The organism is Quisquiliibacterium transsilvanicum (genome assembly GCF_014202215.1).
GTDB classification, from domain to species: domain Bacteria; phylum Pseudomonadota; class Gammaproteobacteria; order Burkholderiales; family Burkholderiaceae_E; genus Quisquiliibacterium; species Quisquiliibacterium transsilvanicum.
In genome coordinates, this window is the sequence record NZ_JACHGB010000007.1 from 114,731 (window position 1) to 130,975 (window position 16,245).

Annotated in this window: 14 protein-coding genes; 11 read left to right on the plus strand and 3 right to left on the minus strand. The window is 71.3% G+C overall.

Going from position 1 to position 16,245, the window contains the following annotated elements; translation table 11 throughout:
- The first annotated feature begins 131 nt into the window (after window positions 1-131).
- Genes HNQ70_RS17530 through HNQ70_RS17545 form a run of 4 tightly spaced genes read left to right on the plus strand, consistent with a single transcriptional unit; the run spans window position 132 to window position 5,330 of the window.
- Window positions 132-1,961: an acetate--CoA ligase family protein gene (locus HNQ70_RS17530; RefSeq protein WP_183970191.1), complete on the plus strand. Its 1,830-nt coding sequence runs from the start codon at window positions 132-134 to the stop codon at window positions 1,959-1,961.
- Window positions 1,961-3,511, plus strand: coding sequence for a class I adenylate-forming enzyme family protein (locus HNQ70_RS17535; protein WP_183970193.1), 1,551 nt, complete (start codon window positions 1,961-1,963; stop codon window positions 3,509-3,511). The genes HNQ70_RS17530 and HNQ70_RS17535 overlap by 1 nt, the downstream gene beginning before the upstream one ends.
- A complete protein-coding gene (locus HNQ70_RS17540; RefSeq protein ID WP_183970195.1) occupies window positions 3,508-4,803 on the plus strand; it encodes a glycosyltransferase in 1,296 nt (431 codons plus the stop codon). Before HNQ70_RS17535 ends, HNQ70_RS17540 begins: the two co-directional genes overlap by 4 nt.
- Window positions 4,800-5,330, plus strand: coding sequence for a hypothetical protein (locus HNQ70_RS17545; protein ID WP_183970197.1), 531 nt, complete (start codon window positions 4,800-4,802; stop codon window positions 5,328-5,330). The genes HNQ70_RS17540 and HNQ70_RS17545 overlap by 4 nt, the downstream gene beginning before the upstream one ends.
- Before the next feature lie 66 nt (window positions 5,331-5,396).
- Here the strand turns inward: HNQ70_RS17545 and HNQ70_RS17550 are convergent, their stop codons facing one another.
- Genes HNQ70_RS17550 through HNQ70_RS17560 form a run of 3 tightly spaced genes read right to left on the minus strand, consistent with a single transcriptional unit; the run spans window position 5,397 to window position 9,910 of the window.
- Complete coding sequence (locus tag HNQ70_RS17550) at window positions 5,397-6,731, minus strand: TolC family outer membrane protein (RefSeq protein ID WP_183970199.1); 1,335 nt, start codon at window positions 6,729-6,731, stop codon at window positions 5,397-5,399.
- A gap of 56 nt (window positions 6,732-6,787) precedes the next feature.
- Window positions 6,788-8,161, minus strand: a complete 1,374-nt coding sequence (locus tag HNQ70_RS17555; protein WP_183970201.1) for an HlyD family type I secretion periplasmic adaptor subunit — start codon at window positions 8,159-8,161, stop codon at window positions 6,788-6,790.
- Window positions 8,162-8,164: 3 nt separating this feature from the next.
- On the minus strand, window positions 8,165-9,910 hold the full coding sequence (locus tag HNQ70_RS17560; protein ID WP_425504388.1) for a type I secretion system permease/ATPase: 1,746 nt from the start codon (window positions 9,908-9,910) through the stop codon (window positions 8,165-8,167).
- 243 nt (window positions 9,911-10,153) lie between these two features.
- On the opposite strand from HNQ70_RS17560, the gene HNQ70_RS17565 reads away from it, so the two are divergent.
- The 7 genes from HNQ70_RS17565 (at window position 10,154) to HNQ70_RS17595 (ending at window position 16,234) form a co-directional block, all read left to right on the plus strand.
- A complete protein-coding gene (locus HNQ70_RS17565; RefSeq protein WP_183970205.1) occupies window positions 10,154-11,539 on the plus strand; it encodes a phosphomannomutase/phosphoglucomutase in 1,386 nt (461 codons plus the stop codon).
- 93 nt (window positions 11,540-11,632) lie between these two features.
- The gene (locus HNQ70_RS17570; protein WP_183970207.1) at window positions 11,633-11,956 is read left to right on the plus strand and encodes a helix-turn-helix domain-containing protein; all 324 of its coding nucleotides are present in this window, start codon (window positions 11,633-11,635) and stop codon (window positions 11,954-11,956) included.
- Window positions 11,956-12,384 carry a hypothetical protein gene (locus HNQ70_RS20290; protein ID WP_246435070.1) on the plus strand — a complete coding sequence of 143 codons (429 nt, stop codon included), beginning with the start codon at window positions 11,956-11,958 and terminating at the stop codon, window positions 12,382-12,384. Before HNQ70_RS17570 ends, HNQ70_RS20290 begins: the two co-directional genes overlap by 1 nt.
- Window positions 12,385-12,386: 2 nt before the next feature.
- Window positions 12,387-13,484, plus strand: coding sequence for a glycerol-3-phosphate dehydrogenase/oxidase (locus tag HNQ70_RS17580; RefSeq protein WP_183970209.1), 1,098 nt, complete (start codon window positions 12,387-12,389; stop codon window positions 13,482-13,484).
- Window positions 13,485-13,529: 45 nt separating this feature from the next.
- Window positions 13,530-14,504, plus strand: a complete 975-nt coding sequence (gene waaC / locus HNQ70_RS17585; protein ID WP_183970211.1) for a lipopolysaccharide heptosyltransferase I — start codon at window positions 13,530-13,532, stop codon at window positions 14,502-14,504.
- 46 nt (window positions 14,505-14,550) lie between these two features.
- On the plus strand, window positions 14,551-15,921 hold the full coding sequence (gene waaA, locus HNQ70_RS17590; protein ID WP_183970214.1) for a lipid IV(A) 3-deoxy-D-manno-octulosonic acid transferase: 1,371 nt from the start codon (window positions 14,551-14,553) through the stop codon (window positions 15,919-15,921).
- A gap of 10 nt (window positions 15,922-15,931) precedes the next feature.
- A complete protein-coding gene (locus tag HNQ70_RS17595; RefSeq protein WP_246435072.1) occupies window positions 15,932-16,234 on the plus strand; it encodes a helix-turn-helix domain-containing protein in 303 nt (100 codons plus the stop codon).
- The last annotated feature ends 11 nt before the right edge of the window (window positions 16,235-16,245 follow it).

Sequence of the window (16,245 nt, forward strand, 5' to 3'; positions counted from 1 at the left end):
GCAGGTAGTCGGGCCGTTCTTCGGCCCGGCTTCCTCCTGAGGCCCCCGATGCCGGACTTCCGGCTCGGGGGCTTTTTCTTTTTCGGGCGCGACCCTTCCCCGTTCGTGCCCTGTTCGAGGCCGGCCACGCGATGTCGCTTTCCCTGCCCCTGTTGCGCCTGGATCTGCTGGTCGATTTGCCCGATCCGATCGACGTCGCTGCGCTCGACCGGTGGCTGGAGCGTGCCTTCGAGCTCCAGCCGGGCGGGGCGCGGCCGGCCGCGGACTGGGTGGCGGAGGTGGGCCGGCGCTGCCTGTCGCTGGCAGCGGAGCTTCTGCGGGCCGCGGGGGCTCCGCTTTTCCAGGACGGAGTGGTGCTCGCTTCGCGACCCGAGGGGGCGGCGAAACCGGGCAGGCGGCGCCTGAGTGCCGCCGTGCCAGTGGTGGATGGAATCGCGCCCGCCTGCGTCGAGGCGGCGACCAGGGGCGGCGTGGTTCTGGTCCGATGGATGGCGGGGCATGCCTGCACGCCGGAGAGCATTGCCACGCTTCACGCACTGGCCGGGCGTCAGGTGGATGCGCTGCGCCGGCAGCTGCCTTCGGGCAAGTCCACCATTCCGCTGTTGCGGGAGGCCTGGCGGCTCGGGATTCCTTTCGTCCACCTTGGGGCGGCTGTCTACCAGCTTGGCTGGGGCGCCAGGGGGGTGCGCGTGGCCCGCAGTGCCAGTGGGGTGGACTCGGCGGTGGGCGCCAGCCTGGCCCAGGACAAGCATGCCGCGGCGGGTCTTCTGCGGCGAGCGGGGATGCCGGCACCGGAGCACTTTGCGGTGCGCACGCTCGAGGAGGCAGCGGCGGCGGCGGATCGGTTGGGCTGGCCGGTGGTGGTCAAGCCCGTGGCGCTCGACCGGGGCGAGGGCGTGTCCGTGGATGTGGACTCGCCCGCGGCTCTGGCGGCTGCGTTCGAGCGGGCGCTCCTGCGTGCGCCGCGCAGGCCGGTGCTGGTGGAGCGGCAGGTCGGCGGCACCTGCCATCGGATCTTCGTGGCCGGGGGGCGCATGCTCTACGCGGTGAGGCGGCTTCCGAAATGCGTCACCGGCGACGGCGAGACGAGGATCGCGGAGCTCGTCGCGCAGGCGAATTCTCGAGAGCAGGCACGTCCGCCATGGCGCCGCAGCGAGCCCTTTCCCTTCGACGACGAGGCTCGCGCGGCAATGGCCGCCGCAGGCTTCGACCCCGAGGCGGTGCCGCCGGCCGGAGCGCTGGTGCCGCTGCGTAGGATCGAGTCGACCGCGGACGGTGGTTTCGACATTGACGAGACCGCCCGGGTGCACCCGGACAATGTCGACCTGGCATTGCGCGCCGCGCGGCTCTTCGGACTGGCGGTGGCGGGGGTGGATCTCATCACCGACGACATCGGCCGCCCCTGGCATGCAGGCGGTGCGGTCCTGAACGAGGTGAATTTCGCGCCGCTGCTCGGTGGTGGCGAGATTTCGCGCGGCCACATTCCGGAATACCTGCGTCGCCTCGTCGATGGCGACGGACGGATTCCCGTCGAAGTGGTGGTGGGAGAGGACCCCGGCCTGGCCTTCGCTCGGGGGCGGCAGCGGGTGATGGCGCAGGCAGGGCTACGCTGCCACGTCACCGGTCACGACACCACGCTCGACGCCAGTGGGGCAGTTCGGCAGCTGTCCTTCGAGGGGCTGGGGCGTCGATGTCGCGCGCTGCTGCTTGATTCGGAGGTCGATGCGCTGGTGCTGGTCGCTTCCACCGATGAGCTGCTGCGAGGACCGCTGCCCGTTGACCGGGTGGCCGGCATCTTCCGTGCGAATCCCGAGCCGCAGGCGGATGCCGCCGACTCCCGGCTCGGCCCGGCAGAGATCGAGCGCCTGGTGGCGCGGCTGGTCCGTATCGCCACGCCCACGAAGGGCGGCTCGCCTGGCCCGGGGCGCGGCGGCTCCGTGGCCGGCCACAGGGGAGAGTGATGCAAGGCAACGGACACAATCTTGCGGACTGCCTGATCCGGCATGCGCAGGCGCGCCCGGACGCCATTGCGCTGCAGCTGCCCCGCGCGGCGCTGTCTTACCGCGCGCTCGACGCGCTGGTCTGGCGGGCCGCAACCCGGCTGCAGCGTTCGGGCGTGGCGCGTGGCGACGTGCTTGCGCTCAGCTTCGAGCGCGAGGCTGCCCTGCTGGTGGCCCTTTTCGCCCTGGCGCGCCTCGGCGCCAGCGTGCTGAGCCTGCCTGTGCACTATCCGGCGCAGCTGCGGGCCGACATGGTCAGGCAGGCCGGCGCGCGCATGCTGGTGAGCGACAGCGTTGATGGCGGCGATCTCGGCTTGCCACGGGTCTGCCTGGTTCTCGCTACCCTGTTCGAGGCGGGCACGCCGATCGATCCCGGAGTGCGCGATGCGGATCCGCGGGCGCCCTGGCTGATCAACATCGGATCCGGTTCGACCGGTCGCAGCAAGCTGCTGCCGGTCTGCCATGGGCCAGCCCTGCAGCGGGCGCCACGGGTTTGCCCGGCCACGCCGGAGGATCGGGTCCTGTCCCTGGTCTCCCTGGATTTTTCATCGACGAAGATGGCCACGCTCGCCACCCTGATGGCGGGCGGCACCGTTGTCCTGGGCGACCGGCGCATGGCCGACCCGGTCGAGACCTGCAGGGCCGCCCTGCCGACCGTCCTGCGCTGTTCCGTCTTCCACCTGGAGGCGATGCTGCGCGGGATGGCGGCCCGGGCGCAGGGCGAGCCTGGCCAGGCTGTCCTGCTGCCTTCGCTGCGGATGCTGCGCGTAGGCGGTTCGATCCTCACCGAATCGCTGCGGCGCAGGGTGATGCGTCTGCTGACACCAAACCTGTTCGTTGCCTACGGAACGAACGAGGTCGGGATCGTCTCGGTGGCCGATCCGGAGCAGATCCGGAGCACTCCGGGTACGGTCGGCAGGCTTCTTCCAGGCGTCGAACTCGAGATCGTCGACGCCCAGGGGGCGCCGGTGCCCCCTGGCGAGGTGGGGCATGTCCGCTTGCGCACCGCAGGCCAGATCGCCGGCTATCACGGCGACCAGGAGGCGACGCGTCGCGCGTTCATCGATGGCGGGTGGTTCGTTCCCGGCGATCTCGGCCGCCTGACCCCGGATGGGCAACTGGTCCACTGCGGCAGGGCAGACGACCTCATCATCATGAACGGCATCAACATCCATCCGGCCGAGATCGAGCATGCGATGGCGGCGCATCCCGCGGTGCGCGACGTCGTCGTGCTCGCCGCCACCTCGCGCATCCGCCAGCAGGTGCCGGTATGCGCGGTGGCGCTGCACGAGAATGCGTCAGTGACGCAGGCGCAGCTGCAGGAACATGCCCGAGAGCGGCTTGGGCCGCGAGCGCCTTATGCGGTCTTCGTGATGGACCGGATCCCGCGCAACGAGCTGGGCAAGCCGGTGCGCGATGCGCTTCGGCGCGAGCTCGAACCGCGCCTCCAAGCTCGTCGGCAGCCCGCAGGGGATGCCGCCGATGGCCAGCCCGCCGCGGACAGGTCATGAAAATCCTGTTCATCCACCAGAATTTCCCCGGCCAGTTCCGGCACCTGGCGCCGGCGCTCGCGGCGCGCGGTCATGAGGTGCGGGCGCTGGCGATCACGCCGCGCGGGTCGCTGCCCGGGGTGGCGGTGCATCCCTACCGGCTCGGTCGTGGCAATGCACCAGGCGTCCATCCGTTCGCAGCGGAGTTCGAGACCAAGGTGATCCGCGGTGAGGCCTGCGCCCGGCAGATGGCCGCGCTGCGGGCGCAGGGATTCGTGCCGGATCTGGTGGTTGCACATCCGGGCTGGGGCGAGGCGCTGTTCGTTCGCGATGTCTTCCCCGGCACCCGCTACCTTGCCTTCCTCGAGTATCACTACGGGACGCCCGGCGGCGATACCGGCTTCGACCCGGAGTTCCCCGTCGGGGGGGTCGCGGCGACAGCGAAGCTGCGCGTGAAGAACGCAGCGAACCTGCTCACCTACGAGTCGATGGACTGGGGGCTCTCGCCAACCCACTGGCAGCGCAGCCGCATCCCGCAGGAATGGCGCGATCGTGTGAGCGTGATCTTCGATGGAATCGACACCGGGCGTGTCCGTCCGGACGCGGGCGCACGCTTCGATTTCGTCGATGCATCGGGCGCCACCCGCACCCTGCGCACCGGCGACGAGGTAGTCACCTTCGTCAATCGCAACCTCGAGCCCTACCGCGGCTATCACAGCTTCATGCGTGCGCTGCCCGCGCTGCAGCGGCTGCGGCCGAACGCGCAGGTGCTGATCGTGGGGGAGGCGGGCGTCAGCTACGGTGCGAAGCCGCCCGATGGCGGAACGTGGAGGCAGCGCTACCTGGACGAGGTCGGCGATCGGATCGATCCCGCCCGAGTCCATTTCCTCGGGTGGCTGGACCATGCGCGCTTCGTTTCGCTGCTCCAGGTGTCGGCCTGCCATGTGTACCTCACCTATCCTTTCGTGCTGTCCTGGAGCTGCGTCGAGGCGATGGCCGCGGGCTGCCTGGTCGTGGGCAGCGATACGGCGCCGGTGCGCGAGGTGATCGAACATAGGCGCAACGGGCTGCTCGTGGATTTCTTCGATCATGAGGCGATCGCTGCCACGGTGGCGGACGCGCTGGCCCGGCCTGCGGCCCATGCGGGCCTGCGCGCCGCGGCACGTCGCACCGCGGTGCGGCACTATGATCTCGCCGGGGTTTGCCTCCCTGCGCAGATCGCGCTGCTGGAGACGCTCGGCGCGGGCGGCACGCCCTCGGCGCCCACCGCGCCACCCACCGCGCCGCCCACGGACCAAGAAAGGACAGGATGAAGATTTCGATCGGTTACAGCGATTCCGAGGACAGGCTCTGGTTGCGCACGCAGCGCTCCAGGCTGCTGTGGTGGATCACGCGGCGGGTGGCGCTAAGGCTGGTCGCACGGTGGGCCGAGATGATCGAACGCGACCCCTGGGCCGGGACGGCGAGCACGCCCAGGCCACCCCAGGATCCCGGGAGGATGCAGCAGGTGCACCATCGCGCGGTGGCGGCCACCCGAACCGAGGGCATCGCGCCGGTGGAACGGCCGGCGCCTGGGGTCACGCTGGAGAACTGCCTGCTGGCAAGCGTGCAGCTTTCGGTGCACCCGCGAGGCATGTCGATCACGCTGAAGGCTGCCGCCAGGGAGGAGTCATGGCTGATGTCGCCCGACGAATGCCACGGGATGCTCGACGCCCTGCTGGCTCGCTGCAGGCGCAGCGGCTGGCTGGAGGCGGCGCTGCCGGAATGGCTGACCGGACAGCCCGCGGACGAGACCCCGCCGGCGGCATCAGGCGGCGGGGATCCGGCCGTTGGCGCCTGACCTCGCCTGCGCGAGCGTCCGCACTCCGCCCGCACCCGCGCTAGAGCCTGCGCTGGCGCCAGCGCCTCAGCGCAACGCCGCGTCTGCCTGCTGCAGCGCCTGCTCGTCCAGCCGTCCGGCGGCCGCCAGCAGCTGCGCCCAGGCGACCAGCGCACGGCTGTCGGCCTGGATGAGATCGCGCCTGGCCAGGGACTCTTCTGCGATTGCGTTGAGTTCGTCCACCCGCGTGGCACTGCCGGCCGGAATTCCGAGCCGTGCCGCCCGGACCGCGAGCGATGCGGCGTCCACGGCCTGCGCGGACGCCGCGGCTGCGTCGCGGGCCGCACGGAACGCGTGCCACTCTCGTTCCACCCTCAGCAGGAGGTCGAGCCGTGCGGCTTCGAGCTCGCTCTCGGCCCGCCGGAGGTTCGCTGCCGCCTGACGGACCACGGAACTGACCGCGCCGCCGCTGTAGATCGGCACCGACAGCTGCAGGCCCAGCCGCGTGGTGTCGTAGCGGTTGCCGATGGTGAGTTCGGTGTCGCTCTGGCTGCGCGTGCGGCTCGCGAAGAGGTCCAGCGAGGGCAGGTGATCGGCGCGCGACTTGCGGACCTCCTGCTGCGCCGCCCGTACTGCGTGCTGCAGCGCCTGGATCTGGGCGCTGCCGGCGAGCGCTTCCTGCTGCCACTGCGACAGCGTGTCGAGGTCCAGCGGGAGGCGCAGCGAGGCGCCATTGCCGATCGCCGGCAGGGCGACTGCCTCCTGGAGATCCCCGCCATGCCCGGTGATCTGCAGCCAGCCGCGCCGCGCGGCGCGTACCTGGCCGTCGGCTTCGACCACCTGGGCGCGGGCCTGGGCCAGCCGTGCGCGCGCGGTCTCGAGCTCGACCCGCGTGCCATCGCCCGCGTTGAACATCCGGGCGGCGCTCGATGCGCTGAGCTCGAGCGATTCGGCCTGCGAGCGCGCCGCCGTCAGCGCGGCGCTCGCGAAGCCCCACTCGGCATAGGCGAGCACCACCTGTCGAGCGAGCTCCTGGCGGGTGGCCTGCAGGTTGGCCTCTGCGTAGGCGGCCTGCGCCTTGCCCTGGCCGTAGGCGGCCCAGGCTTTTGGCCGATACAGCGGCTGGCGAAGCTGCAGCGCGTAGTTGTAGGCGCTGTAGTCCCGCGAAGAATTCTGCGGGCCCTGCAGGGAGGCCACGGTGGAGTCGGTGCTGGCGCGCGAGCGCGATGCGCTGAAGCTGGCCTGCGGCAGCAGGCCGGCCCGCCCCTGGACCTCGGCCTCGACCCCGGCGTCGCGCTGCGCCTGGGCGGCCTCCCAGTTCGGGTTCGTCGCCAGGGCGTCTCGCAGGCCCTCGGCCAGGCCGGTGGCCTTCGCCGCGAAGGGTAGCAGCGCCAGCAGGAGCGCAGACGCAAGGCTGGCCATGCGACGGGCGCCCGGTCCAGGACCCCCGGTGGCAGGACGCATCCGCCTCGCCATCCTCATTCCTCCTTGAGCCCCAGCGAGAACCGGTCGATCAGCGGCTTGATCACGTAGTTGAACAGGGTGCGCTCCCCCGTGATGGTGATGACGTCGACCGGCATTCCGGGCTGCACCTTGCCGTAGCCCAGCTCGGCAAGCGCTCTCGTCGGAACCTCGATGCGGGCCAGGTAGTAGGGGAGGTTGTCGCGCGGCGTGTAGAGCAGGTCGGCCGAGACGGTGACCACCTTGCCGTCGACCACCGGGGTGTGCCGCGGGTCGAGCACCGTGAAACGCAGCTGGGCCGGCTGGCCCGGCCGCACGTGCTTGATGAGGTGCGGAGGAATCTGGGTTTCGATCAGCAGCGAATCGCCCTCGGGCACCACGTCCATGATCGGCTCGCCGGCGGAGATCACCCCGCCCAGAGTGTGCACCGAGAGCCCGACCACCATGCCGTCGGCGGGTGAGCGGACGTCGGTGCGGGCGAGCTCCTCGGAGAGCGCTGCGAGCCGTTCTGCCTGCGCGCGGGCTTCGCTCGACACCTCGGTGAGCTGGGTCTCCACCTCCCTGCGGTATTCCTGCCGGCGCTGCGCGATGTGCAGCCGCGTCTCGGCGATCTGGTTGCGGATGCGCGCTGCATTGGCGGCATCCTCGGCGCGGCTCGCGTAGGCGACCGACAGCTGGCGCCTGATGTCCTGGTGCCGGTTGCGCGGGTACAGCCCCTCCTCGACCAGCGGCGCCAGGCTGGCGACTTCCCGCTCGAACAGGCTGATCTGCGCCACGCGCTCCTCGCGCGCCTGCTCGACGCCGCGCAACTGTGCCTCCAGCCCCGCGATGCCTTCGCGCATCGCTGCGAGCTCGGTGTCGATGGCCTTGCGCCGGGATTCGAAGAGCTGGCGCTGCGTCTCGAGCAGCAGCTTCACCGCAGGCTCCGATGCGCGCGCGATGAGATCGGGGTGGAAGTCGATGCGCGCCGTGCCGCGCTGCTCGGCGAGGAGCCGGGATTCCGATGCACGCGCCGTCAGGTACTGGGCATCGGCAGCCTCGCGGGCGGCGCGGGCCGCTGCCGGCTCCAGCCGCAGGAGCACCTGGCCCGTCTTCACCGCATCGCCCTCGCGTACCAGCAGCTCGCGCACGATGCCGCCGGTGGGATGCTGGAGGGTCTTGCGCTTGGATTCCACCACCACCGTGCCGGGAGTCGGCACGCCTTCGTCGAGCGGCGCCAGCGCCGCCCAGCCGAAGAAGCCGCCGAGGCCGAGCAGCACCACCAGCATTCCCAGCCGCAGGGGCCGGCGCGGATCGGACGGCGCCTCGCTGCGGCGCGGCGCCGCAGCGGCGGCCGGCTGCGTATCCACGCGCCGCACGATGCCGTCGATGGTCTTGTCGTCTTCTGCCATGGCCTAGCGTGCCCCCTCGGTCGGTTCCTGGGGGCCGGGGCCGCCCTGCGCCGGCGGTCTGCGGGGCGCCCCCGGTGGGGGGCTGCCGGGGGAGGGCCGAGCGCTCACCACGGTGCCCGGCGGCACCGGGGCGCGCTGCGCTGCGATCTGCGCCGCGCCCTTGGCGATTGCCTCGAGCACTTCCGCGCGCGGGCCGATCATCTGCACCATGCCGTCGGCCAGCACCAGCAGGCGATCGGCCACGCTGATCACGCTGGTCCGGTGCGTGACCAGCACCACCGTGCGCTTGTCGTCCTTGGCCTGCCGGATCGCGCGCACCAGCGCCGCCTCGCCGGCGTCGTCCAGGTTGGAGTTAGGCTCGTCGAGCACCAGGACGGCGGGGTCGCCATACAGCGCGCGCGCCAGGGCGATCCGCTGGCGCTGGCCTCCGGACAGGGCCGAACCTGCCTCGCCGATCGGGGTGTCGTAGCCCTGCGCGAACCGCAGGATCATCTCGTGCAGCCCGGCCTTGGTGGCGGCCTGGATCACCAGGTTGGAATCCACGTCCCCGAAGCGAGCGATGTTCTCGGCGATGGTGCCGTCGAAGAGTTCCACGTCCTGCGGGAGATAGCCGATCCAGGGGCCGAGCTGGTCCTTGTTCCAGAGGAACACGTCCGCGCCGTCGAGCCGCACCTTGCCGGCCATCGCCGGCCACACGCCCACCAGCAGCCGCGCAAGCGTGCTCTTGCCCGAGGCCGAGGGGCCGACGACGACCAGCACTTCGCCCGGCGTGATGCCGAAGCTCACGCCCTTGAGCACAGGCGTCTGTGCGCCGGGCGGCGTGGCGATCACGTTCTCGATGCGGTATTCGCCCTTCGGGCGGGGCAGGTCCATCCCGGGCTCACGCGCAGGGAAGTCCGCCAGCAGTTCCTCGAGCCGCTTGTACGAGGTGCGCGCGGCGTTCGACTGGCGCCACGTTCCGATCAGCAGTTCCACCGGCGCCAGTGCGCGGGCGATCAGGATCGATGCCGCGATCATCATGCCCGCCGATATCTGGTTCTGCAGCACCAGCCAGCCGCCCACGCCAAGCGCTGCGGACTGCAGGGTGATGCGCACGAACCGGGTGACCGCGTTGATGCGGCCCGCCACTTCCGAGGCCTTCGACTGGTTCACCAGCATGCGGTCCTGGAGCGTCTCCCAGCGCTGGCGCACCGCCGGCATCATGCCCATCGCCTCGATGACCTCGGCGTTGCGCAGGTTGGCAGTGGCGTATGCGGCGCCCGCTCCCGCGGCAGCGTTCGCCTCCGTCAGGGGGTGGCGGGTGAGCACTTCGGTGAGCCAGGCCAGGCCGAACAGCACGACGGCGCCCACGACGGCAACCAGCCCGAGCAGCGGATGGAACACGAAGGCCACTGCCAGGTAGATCGGCACCCAGGGAGCGTCGAAGAAGGCGAACAGGCCGTTGCCGGTGACGAACTGCCGTACCGATGCCAGGTCGTTCATCGCCTGCCCGGCGGCCGCGCCGCTGCGCCCGCGCAGGTTGCGCTCGAAGGCAGCGGTGAAGACCCGGGGGGCGAGTTGCGTGTCGAGGCGGTTGCCCAGGCGTACCAGCACCGCGGAGCGGACGTACTCCAGCACGCCCATCGCCAAGTACAATCCGACAGCGATCAGCGAGAGCATCACCAGCGTGGTTTCGTTCCTGCTGCCCAGCACCCGGTCGTACACCTGCATCATGTAGATCGATGGGACCAGGTACAGCAGGTTGATCACGCCCGAGAATGCTCCAACGCTGAGGAACACGCGCCGATACGAAAGCAGCGCCTGCAGGATTTCGCCGCGGGGGCTGCCCGGTCTGCGCGGAGGGGTAGGTGCCATAGGGCCGCGATTTTCGCACACTTGCCCCTGGCTTCCTTCTTCGCGCCTCGTACCGGTCGGCTGCAGTGTGACTTATATGCCCACCGTCGTGGTGCGGTCTCCGCTACCGTCCTCTGCCGACCCTAGAGCCTGCCGCCCATGAACATCGATCCCGCCATCTTCAAGGCCTACGACATCCGCGGCATTGTCGACCGCACCCTCACCGAGGAGGCGGTGCGCGCCATCGGCCTGGCGCTGGGCTCCGTCGCCCGCGCGCAGGGCATCGACCGCGCAGTGGTGGGCCGCGACGGGCGGCTCTCCGGCCCAGCGCTGGCCGGCGCGCTCGCCGAGGGCTTCCGGGACGCCGGAGTGAGCGTGATCGACATCGGCCAGGTCACCACGCCCATCGTCTACTACGCCACCTACGAGCTGGGCACCGGCACCGGTGTGGCGGTCACCGGCAGCCACAACCCGCCCGAATACAACGGGCTGAAGATGATGATCGGCGGCGACGCGCTCTACGGCGACGCCATCCAGGACCTGCGCGTGGCGATCGCCGAAGGCCGCTTCGCGCCGGTGGCGGCGGCGCAGCGCGGCGGGCTGTCGTCGCTGGACCTGCGCGAGCGCTACCTGGACCGCGTGGTGGGTGACGTGAAGCTGGCCCGCCCGATGAAGGTGGCGATCGACTGCGGCAACGGCGTGGCCGGGGCCTTTGCGCCCGAGCTCTTCCGCCGGCTGGGCTGCGAGGTCACCGAGCTGTTCTGCGAGGTGGACGGCACCTTCCCCAACCACCATCCGGATCCGGCCCACGCCGAGAACCTCGCGGACCTGCAGCGCAGCCTGCGCGAGACCGACTGCGAGATCGGCCTGGCCTTCGATGGCGACGGCGACCGCGTGGGCGTGGTCACGAAGAAGGGCGCCATCATCTTCCCGGACCGCCAGCTGATGCTGCTGGCCGCCGACGTGCTCTCGCGCAACCCGGGCGCGCGGATCATCTACGACGTCAAGTGCACCCGCAACCTCGCGGGCTGGATACGCGAGCACGGCGGCGAGCCGCTGATGTGGCGCACCGGGCATTCGCTGGTCAAGGCCAAGCTCAAGGAAACCGGTGCGCCGCTGGCCGGCGAGATGAGCGGCCACATCTTCTTCAAGGAGCGCTGGTACGGCTTCGACGACGGCCTGTACGCGGCCGCCCGGCTGCTGGAGATTCTCTCGCGCCACGCCGACCCCGGTGCGGTGCTCGAGGCGCTTCCCGATTCGCCCACCACGCCCGAGCTGCAGCTGCCCACCGCCGAGGGCGAGAACTTCACGCTGGTGGAGTCGCTGAAGAAGAACGCCCGCTTCGAGGGCGCCACCGAGGTGATCACCATCGACGGCGTGCGCGCCGAGTACCCGGACGGTTTCGGCCTGGCGCGCCCGTCGAACACCACGCCGGTGGTGGTGATGCGCTTCGAGGCGGACACGCCGAAGGCGCTGGCCCGCATCCAGGAGGCCTTCCGCGCGGCGATCCTCGCCGAGAAGCCGGGGGCGAAGCTGCCGTTCTGATCCGGAGAGCTGGTATCGGTCAATTCCGAGGATCTGCAATCGCTCCCCAGGGGCTGTTAAAATGATCTAATCAGTCTTTTGGGAGTGTTTAAAGTGGATCTCCCGATTCCGTTGCCTGTCGGGCGAGCCATAAGCAAGCTCGGCAGTGACATCTCCCTTGCTCGGCGGCGGCGCCACATTTCCCAGGCATCGCTGGCCGAGCGCATCGGTGCGTCCGTGTCCACCGTGCGGCGCATGGAGAAGGGCGATGTGCGAGTGCCCATTCATTTCTTCGCCCGCGCGCTGCATGTCTTCGGCGAGATCCAGGCGCTGGCAGACCTGCTGGATACGGCCAAGGACGATATCGGCCTGGCGCTGGCCGATGAACGGCTGCCCAAGCGTGTGCGCAGCAGGTCCGGCGCTACTGGAGCGCTTTGATGGTTCTGGCCGCTCCGGTTCGCCAGAAGGTTCAGGTTTGCATCGGCAAGGCGGGCCTGGCGGTGGGCTCGCTCGTGTACGTCCGGCAGGGACGCCGCGAGAACAGTGCCTTCGCCTATGACGAGGGCTGGCTGGCCGACCCGGAGCGCTTCAACGTGTCCGCGGACCGTGAATCGAAGACCTGGCTGTCCGAGCAGGATGGGCCGATCACGGACGTGAAGATGCTGCTCGGTCGCGCGTCCTACTTCGCGCTGGACGGTTTGCAGGCCCTTGCCGTGTTGGCGGAGGTGCATTCCGCAGTCTCGAACTGGCGGCGGCTCGCGGTCGGCCCTGAAGTGGGATTGCGGCCGGCCGAGCTTGATGACTTCGCGCCGGCGTTCGAGCACGCACAGATGGATGCAGTCGCTGCGCTGCTCCGGGGGGCTTGAGCATGCGCATCGCCGTCGTCGGCGCCGGCATCAACGGCGTGATGAGCGCCTGGGCGCTGGCCCGGCGCGGTCACGAGGTCGAGCTCTTCGAGCGCGGCGAGCCGATGGCCGGCACCTCGTCCGCCTCCACCAAGCTGCTCCATGGCGGCCTGCGCTACCTGGAGACCGGCGACATCGCGCTGGTGCGTGAAGGGCTGCGCGAACGCGCCTGGTGGCTGGAACAGGCGCCTCGGTTCGCGCATCCGCTGGAGCTGCTGCTGCCGGTGGTGCGCGGGCGCGGCCGGCCGCGCTGGATGGTCAAGGCGGGGCTGGTCCTCTACGATCGGCTCAGCGGCTCGCGGCTGCTGGCCCGGCATCGCTGGCTGGGGCGCGACGAGACGCTGGCGCGGCTGCCCGGGCTGCGGCCCGAGGGCCTGCAGGGCGCGTATGCGTTCTGGGACGGGCAGATGGACGACCGCGCACTGGGGCTGTGGGCGCTGGAGCAGGCCCGGGCGGCGGGGGTGCGCCTGCGCGCGCGGTGCGAGGTGCTGCGCATCGGCGCGGACGGCAGCATGACCGTCGCCGGGGACAGTGCAGCCTCCGGGGACGCGGCGCCCGATCGCGAGTTGCGCTTCGACGCGGTCTGCAACCTCGCGGGTCCCGGCGCCGCCCTGCTGCTCGAGCGCAGCGGGCTGCCAAGCGCCCACCGCCTGCGGCTGGTGCGCGGCAGTCACCTGCTGGTCGATGGAGCCTTGCCCTGCGGGCTGCTGGTGCAGGCGCCCGCGGATGGCCGGGTCTGCTTCATCCTCCCCTATGCGGGGCGGGTGATGATCGGCACCACCGAGGTGGAGCAGGCGGCCGGCGCGCCGGTGGCGCCCAGCGACGCGGAGCGCGACTACCTGCTCGATGTCTGGAACGCCACCTTCGAGGACCGGCTCAGCGCCGCCGACGTGCGCACGAGCTTCGCTGGCGTGCGGCCGCTGCTGGCCGAGGCGGGCGACGCCAACGAGAACACCCGCGGGCATGCCATCGAGCGGCACGGCCGCGTCCTCACGGTGTTCGGCGGCAAGTGGACCACCTCGCGCAGCCTTGGCGAAGAAGTGGCCGCACTGGTCGGCTGAGCGCGCGCGCCCGCTGCCGCTACACTTGCGCCCGTGCGCATCGCCATGATCAAGACCAGTTCGATGGGCGACGTGATCCATGCGTTGCCCGTCGTCACCGACATCCTCGCCGCGCGTCCCGGCGCGCGGATCGACTGGGTCGTCGAGGAAGGCTTCGCCCAGCTGCCGCGCCTGCACCCCGGCGTGGGCGAGGTGATCCCGGTGGCGATCCGCCGCTGGCGCCGCGCGCTGGGGCAGGCCGCGACCTGGAGCGAGATCCGCGCGACGCGCGCGCGGCTGCGCGCCGGCGCCTATGACCTGGCGCTGGACCTGCAGGGCCTGATCAAGAGCGCGATGGTGGCGCGCTGGACTGGCGCGCCGATCGCGGGGTTTTCACGCGCCAGCGCGCGCGAGCCGCTGGCCGCGCTCGCCTATGCGCATCGCTACGACGTCCCGGCGGACCTGCACGCCATCGAGCGCCTGCGCTCGCTTGCCGCGCAGGCGCTGGGCTACCGCGCCGAGGGTGGGCCGCGCTTCGCGCTGTCCGCGCCCGCGCTGGACCTGGCCTGGCGGCCGCGCGGCAGCTATGCGGTCTTCCTGCATGCCACTTCGCGCGCCGAGAAGCAGTGGCCCGCCGAGCGCTGGGTGGAGCTCGGCCGCGCGCTGCTCGGGCGCGGCGTCTCGGTGGTTCTGCCCTGGGGTGGCCAGGCCGAGCAGGCGGCTGCGCAGGCGCTTGCCGCGGGGATCGGGGCTGCGGCGATGGGCGAGGCCGCCCCGCTGGTCCGCGTCGCCCCGCGCCTGTCGCTCTCCGAATGCGCCCGCCTGCTCGCCGACGCCCGCGCGGTGGTCGGCGTGGACACCGGGCTGACCCACCTCTCAGCGGCGCTCGACTCGCGGACGGTGGCGCTCTTCGCCGCCACCCCAGCCTGGCGCTTCGGCCCCTACTGGACGCCGCGGGCGCGCAACCTCGGCGAGGACGGCACCTGGCCGCAGGCGGGCGAGGTGCTGGCCGCGCTCAAGGCGCTGGGGAGCTTCGTCTGATGCCAGCCGACTGGTTCGACGTGTTCCTCGGCCTCAGGCTCAGTCAGTGAGCCTGAAACTCTACTCCCTCGCCTGGTGGCTGGCGACGCCGCTGGTGATCGCCTACCTGCTCTGGCGCGCGCGCCGCCAGCCGGAGTACCGCGCGCACTGGGGCGAGCGCTGGGGCTTTCACGGCGCCGCGGCCGCCCGGCGCGGCGACGGGCCGCTGATCTGGGTGCACGCGGTGTCGGTGGGCGAGACCCGCGCCGCGCAGCCGCTGGTGGCCGCGCTGCTCGAGCGCCATCCGGACGCGCGGCTGCTGCTCACCCACATGACTCCGACCGGGCGCGCCACTGGCGCCGAGCTTTTCGCGCGCCACGGCGGGCGGGTGCTGCAGGCCTATCTTCCCTACGACCTGGGCTTCGCCACGCGCCGCTTCCTGCGCGCCTGGCGGCCGGCGCTCGGCATCGTGATGGAGACCGAGCTGTGGCCCAACCTGTGCGCGCAGGCCCGGCGCGCGGGCGTGCCGCTGGCGCTGGTCAACGCGCGGCTGTCGGAGCGCTCGCTGCGCAAGGGCCTGCGCTGGCGCGCGCTGATGGAGCCGGCGCTGCGCTCGCTGGCCTGCGTGGTCGCGCAGACGCCTGCGGATGCGCAGCGCATCGGGCGCCTGGGCAGGACGGACGTGACGGTGGCCGGCAACATGAAGTTCGACGTGAGCCCCGCGCCCGCGCTGGTCGAGCGCGGCCGCGGCTGGAAGTCGCTGCTGCGAGGGCGGCCGGTGGTGCTTGCTGCCAGCACGAGGGACGGCGAGGAGGCGCTGCTGCTGGACGCCTGGCAGGTGCAGGTGCAGGCGCAGGCGCAGGCGCAGGCGCAGGCGCAGGTGCGCCAGCCGCTGCTGGTGATCGTTCCAAGGCATCCGCAGCGCTTCGACGAAGTCGCCGACCTGCTCGCCGCGCGCGGGCTGCGCTTGGCGCGGCGCAGCGCGCTGGAGGCGTCGGGCGGATTCGACCCGGCCGCCATCGACGTGCTGCTCGGCGACTCGATGGGCGAGATGTTCGCCTGGTATGCGATGGCGGACGTGGCTGTGCTGGGCGGCTCGCTGCTGCCCTTCGGCGGACAGAACCTGATCGAGGCCTGCGCGCTTGGCGTGCCGGTGGTGATGGGTCCGCACACCTTCAACTTCGAAGACGCCGCGGAGCAGGCCATCCAGGCCGGCGGCGCCTTGCGGGCGGCGGATGCCGGCGACGCGGTGGCGCAGGCGCTGGCCCTGCTGCGCGCGCCCGACGCGCTCGCACGGCGCAGTGCGCAGGCGCTGGAGTTCGCAAAGGCGCACCGCGGGGCCACCGGGCGCACGCTGGCGCTGCTCGAACCGTGGCTGGCACCACTGGCCGCTGATGGCAGGCTGAAGGAGATCTGCAATGCCGAAGAGAAGCAGTGAAGAGGCTCGCATGCTTCACGAATTGCTGGAGACTGCCGAGGATCTCAACGCTTACGGCGTCGTCTCGAAGGCCAGCCTGGCCAAGGTGCGAACGCTTTGCACGGAACCTCCGGTCTATACCCCGGAGCGCGTCGTTGCCGTCCGCACGACCATCGCCAGGATGAGCCAGTCCGTCTTCGCTGCGTTCCTCAACGTCAGCGTCTCCACGGTCCAGAAGTGGGAGTCGCCGGCAGCGGGGAAGCACCCCAGCGGCGCCGCCGCGAAGCTGCTTCAGCTGGTCGAGACCAAGGGCGTGGAAGCGCTCATCGCCTGAGGGCGAGCCCT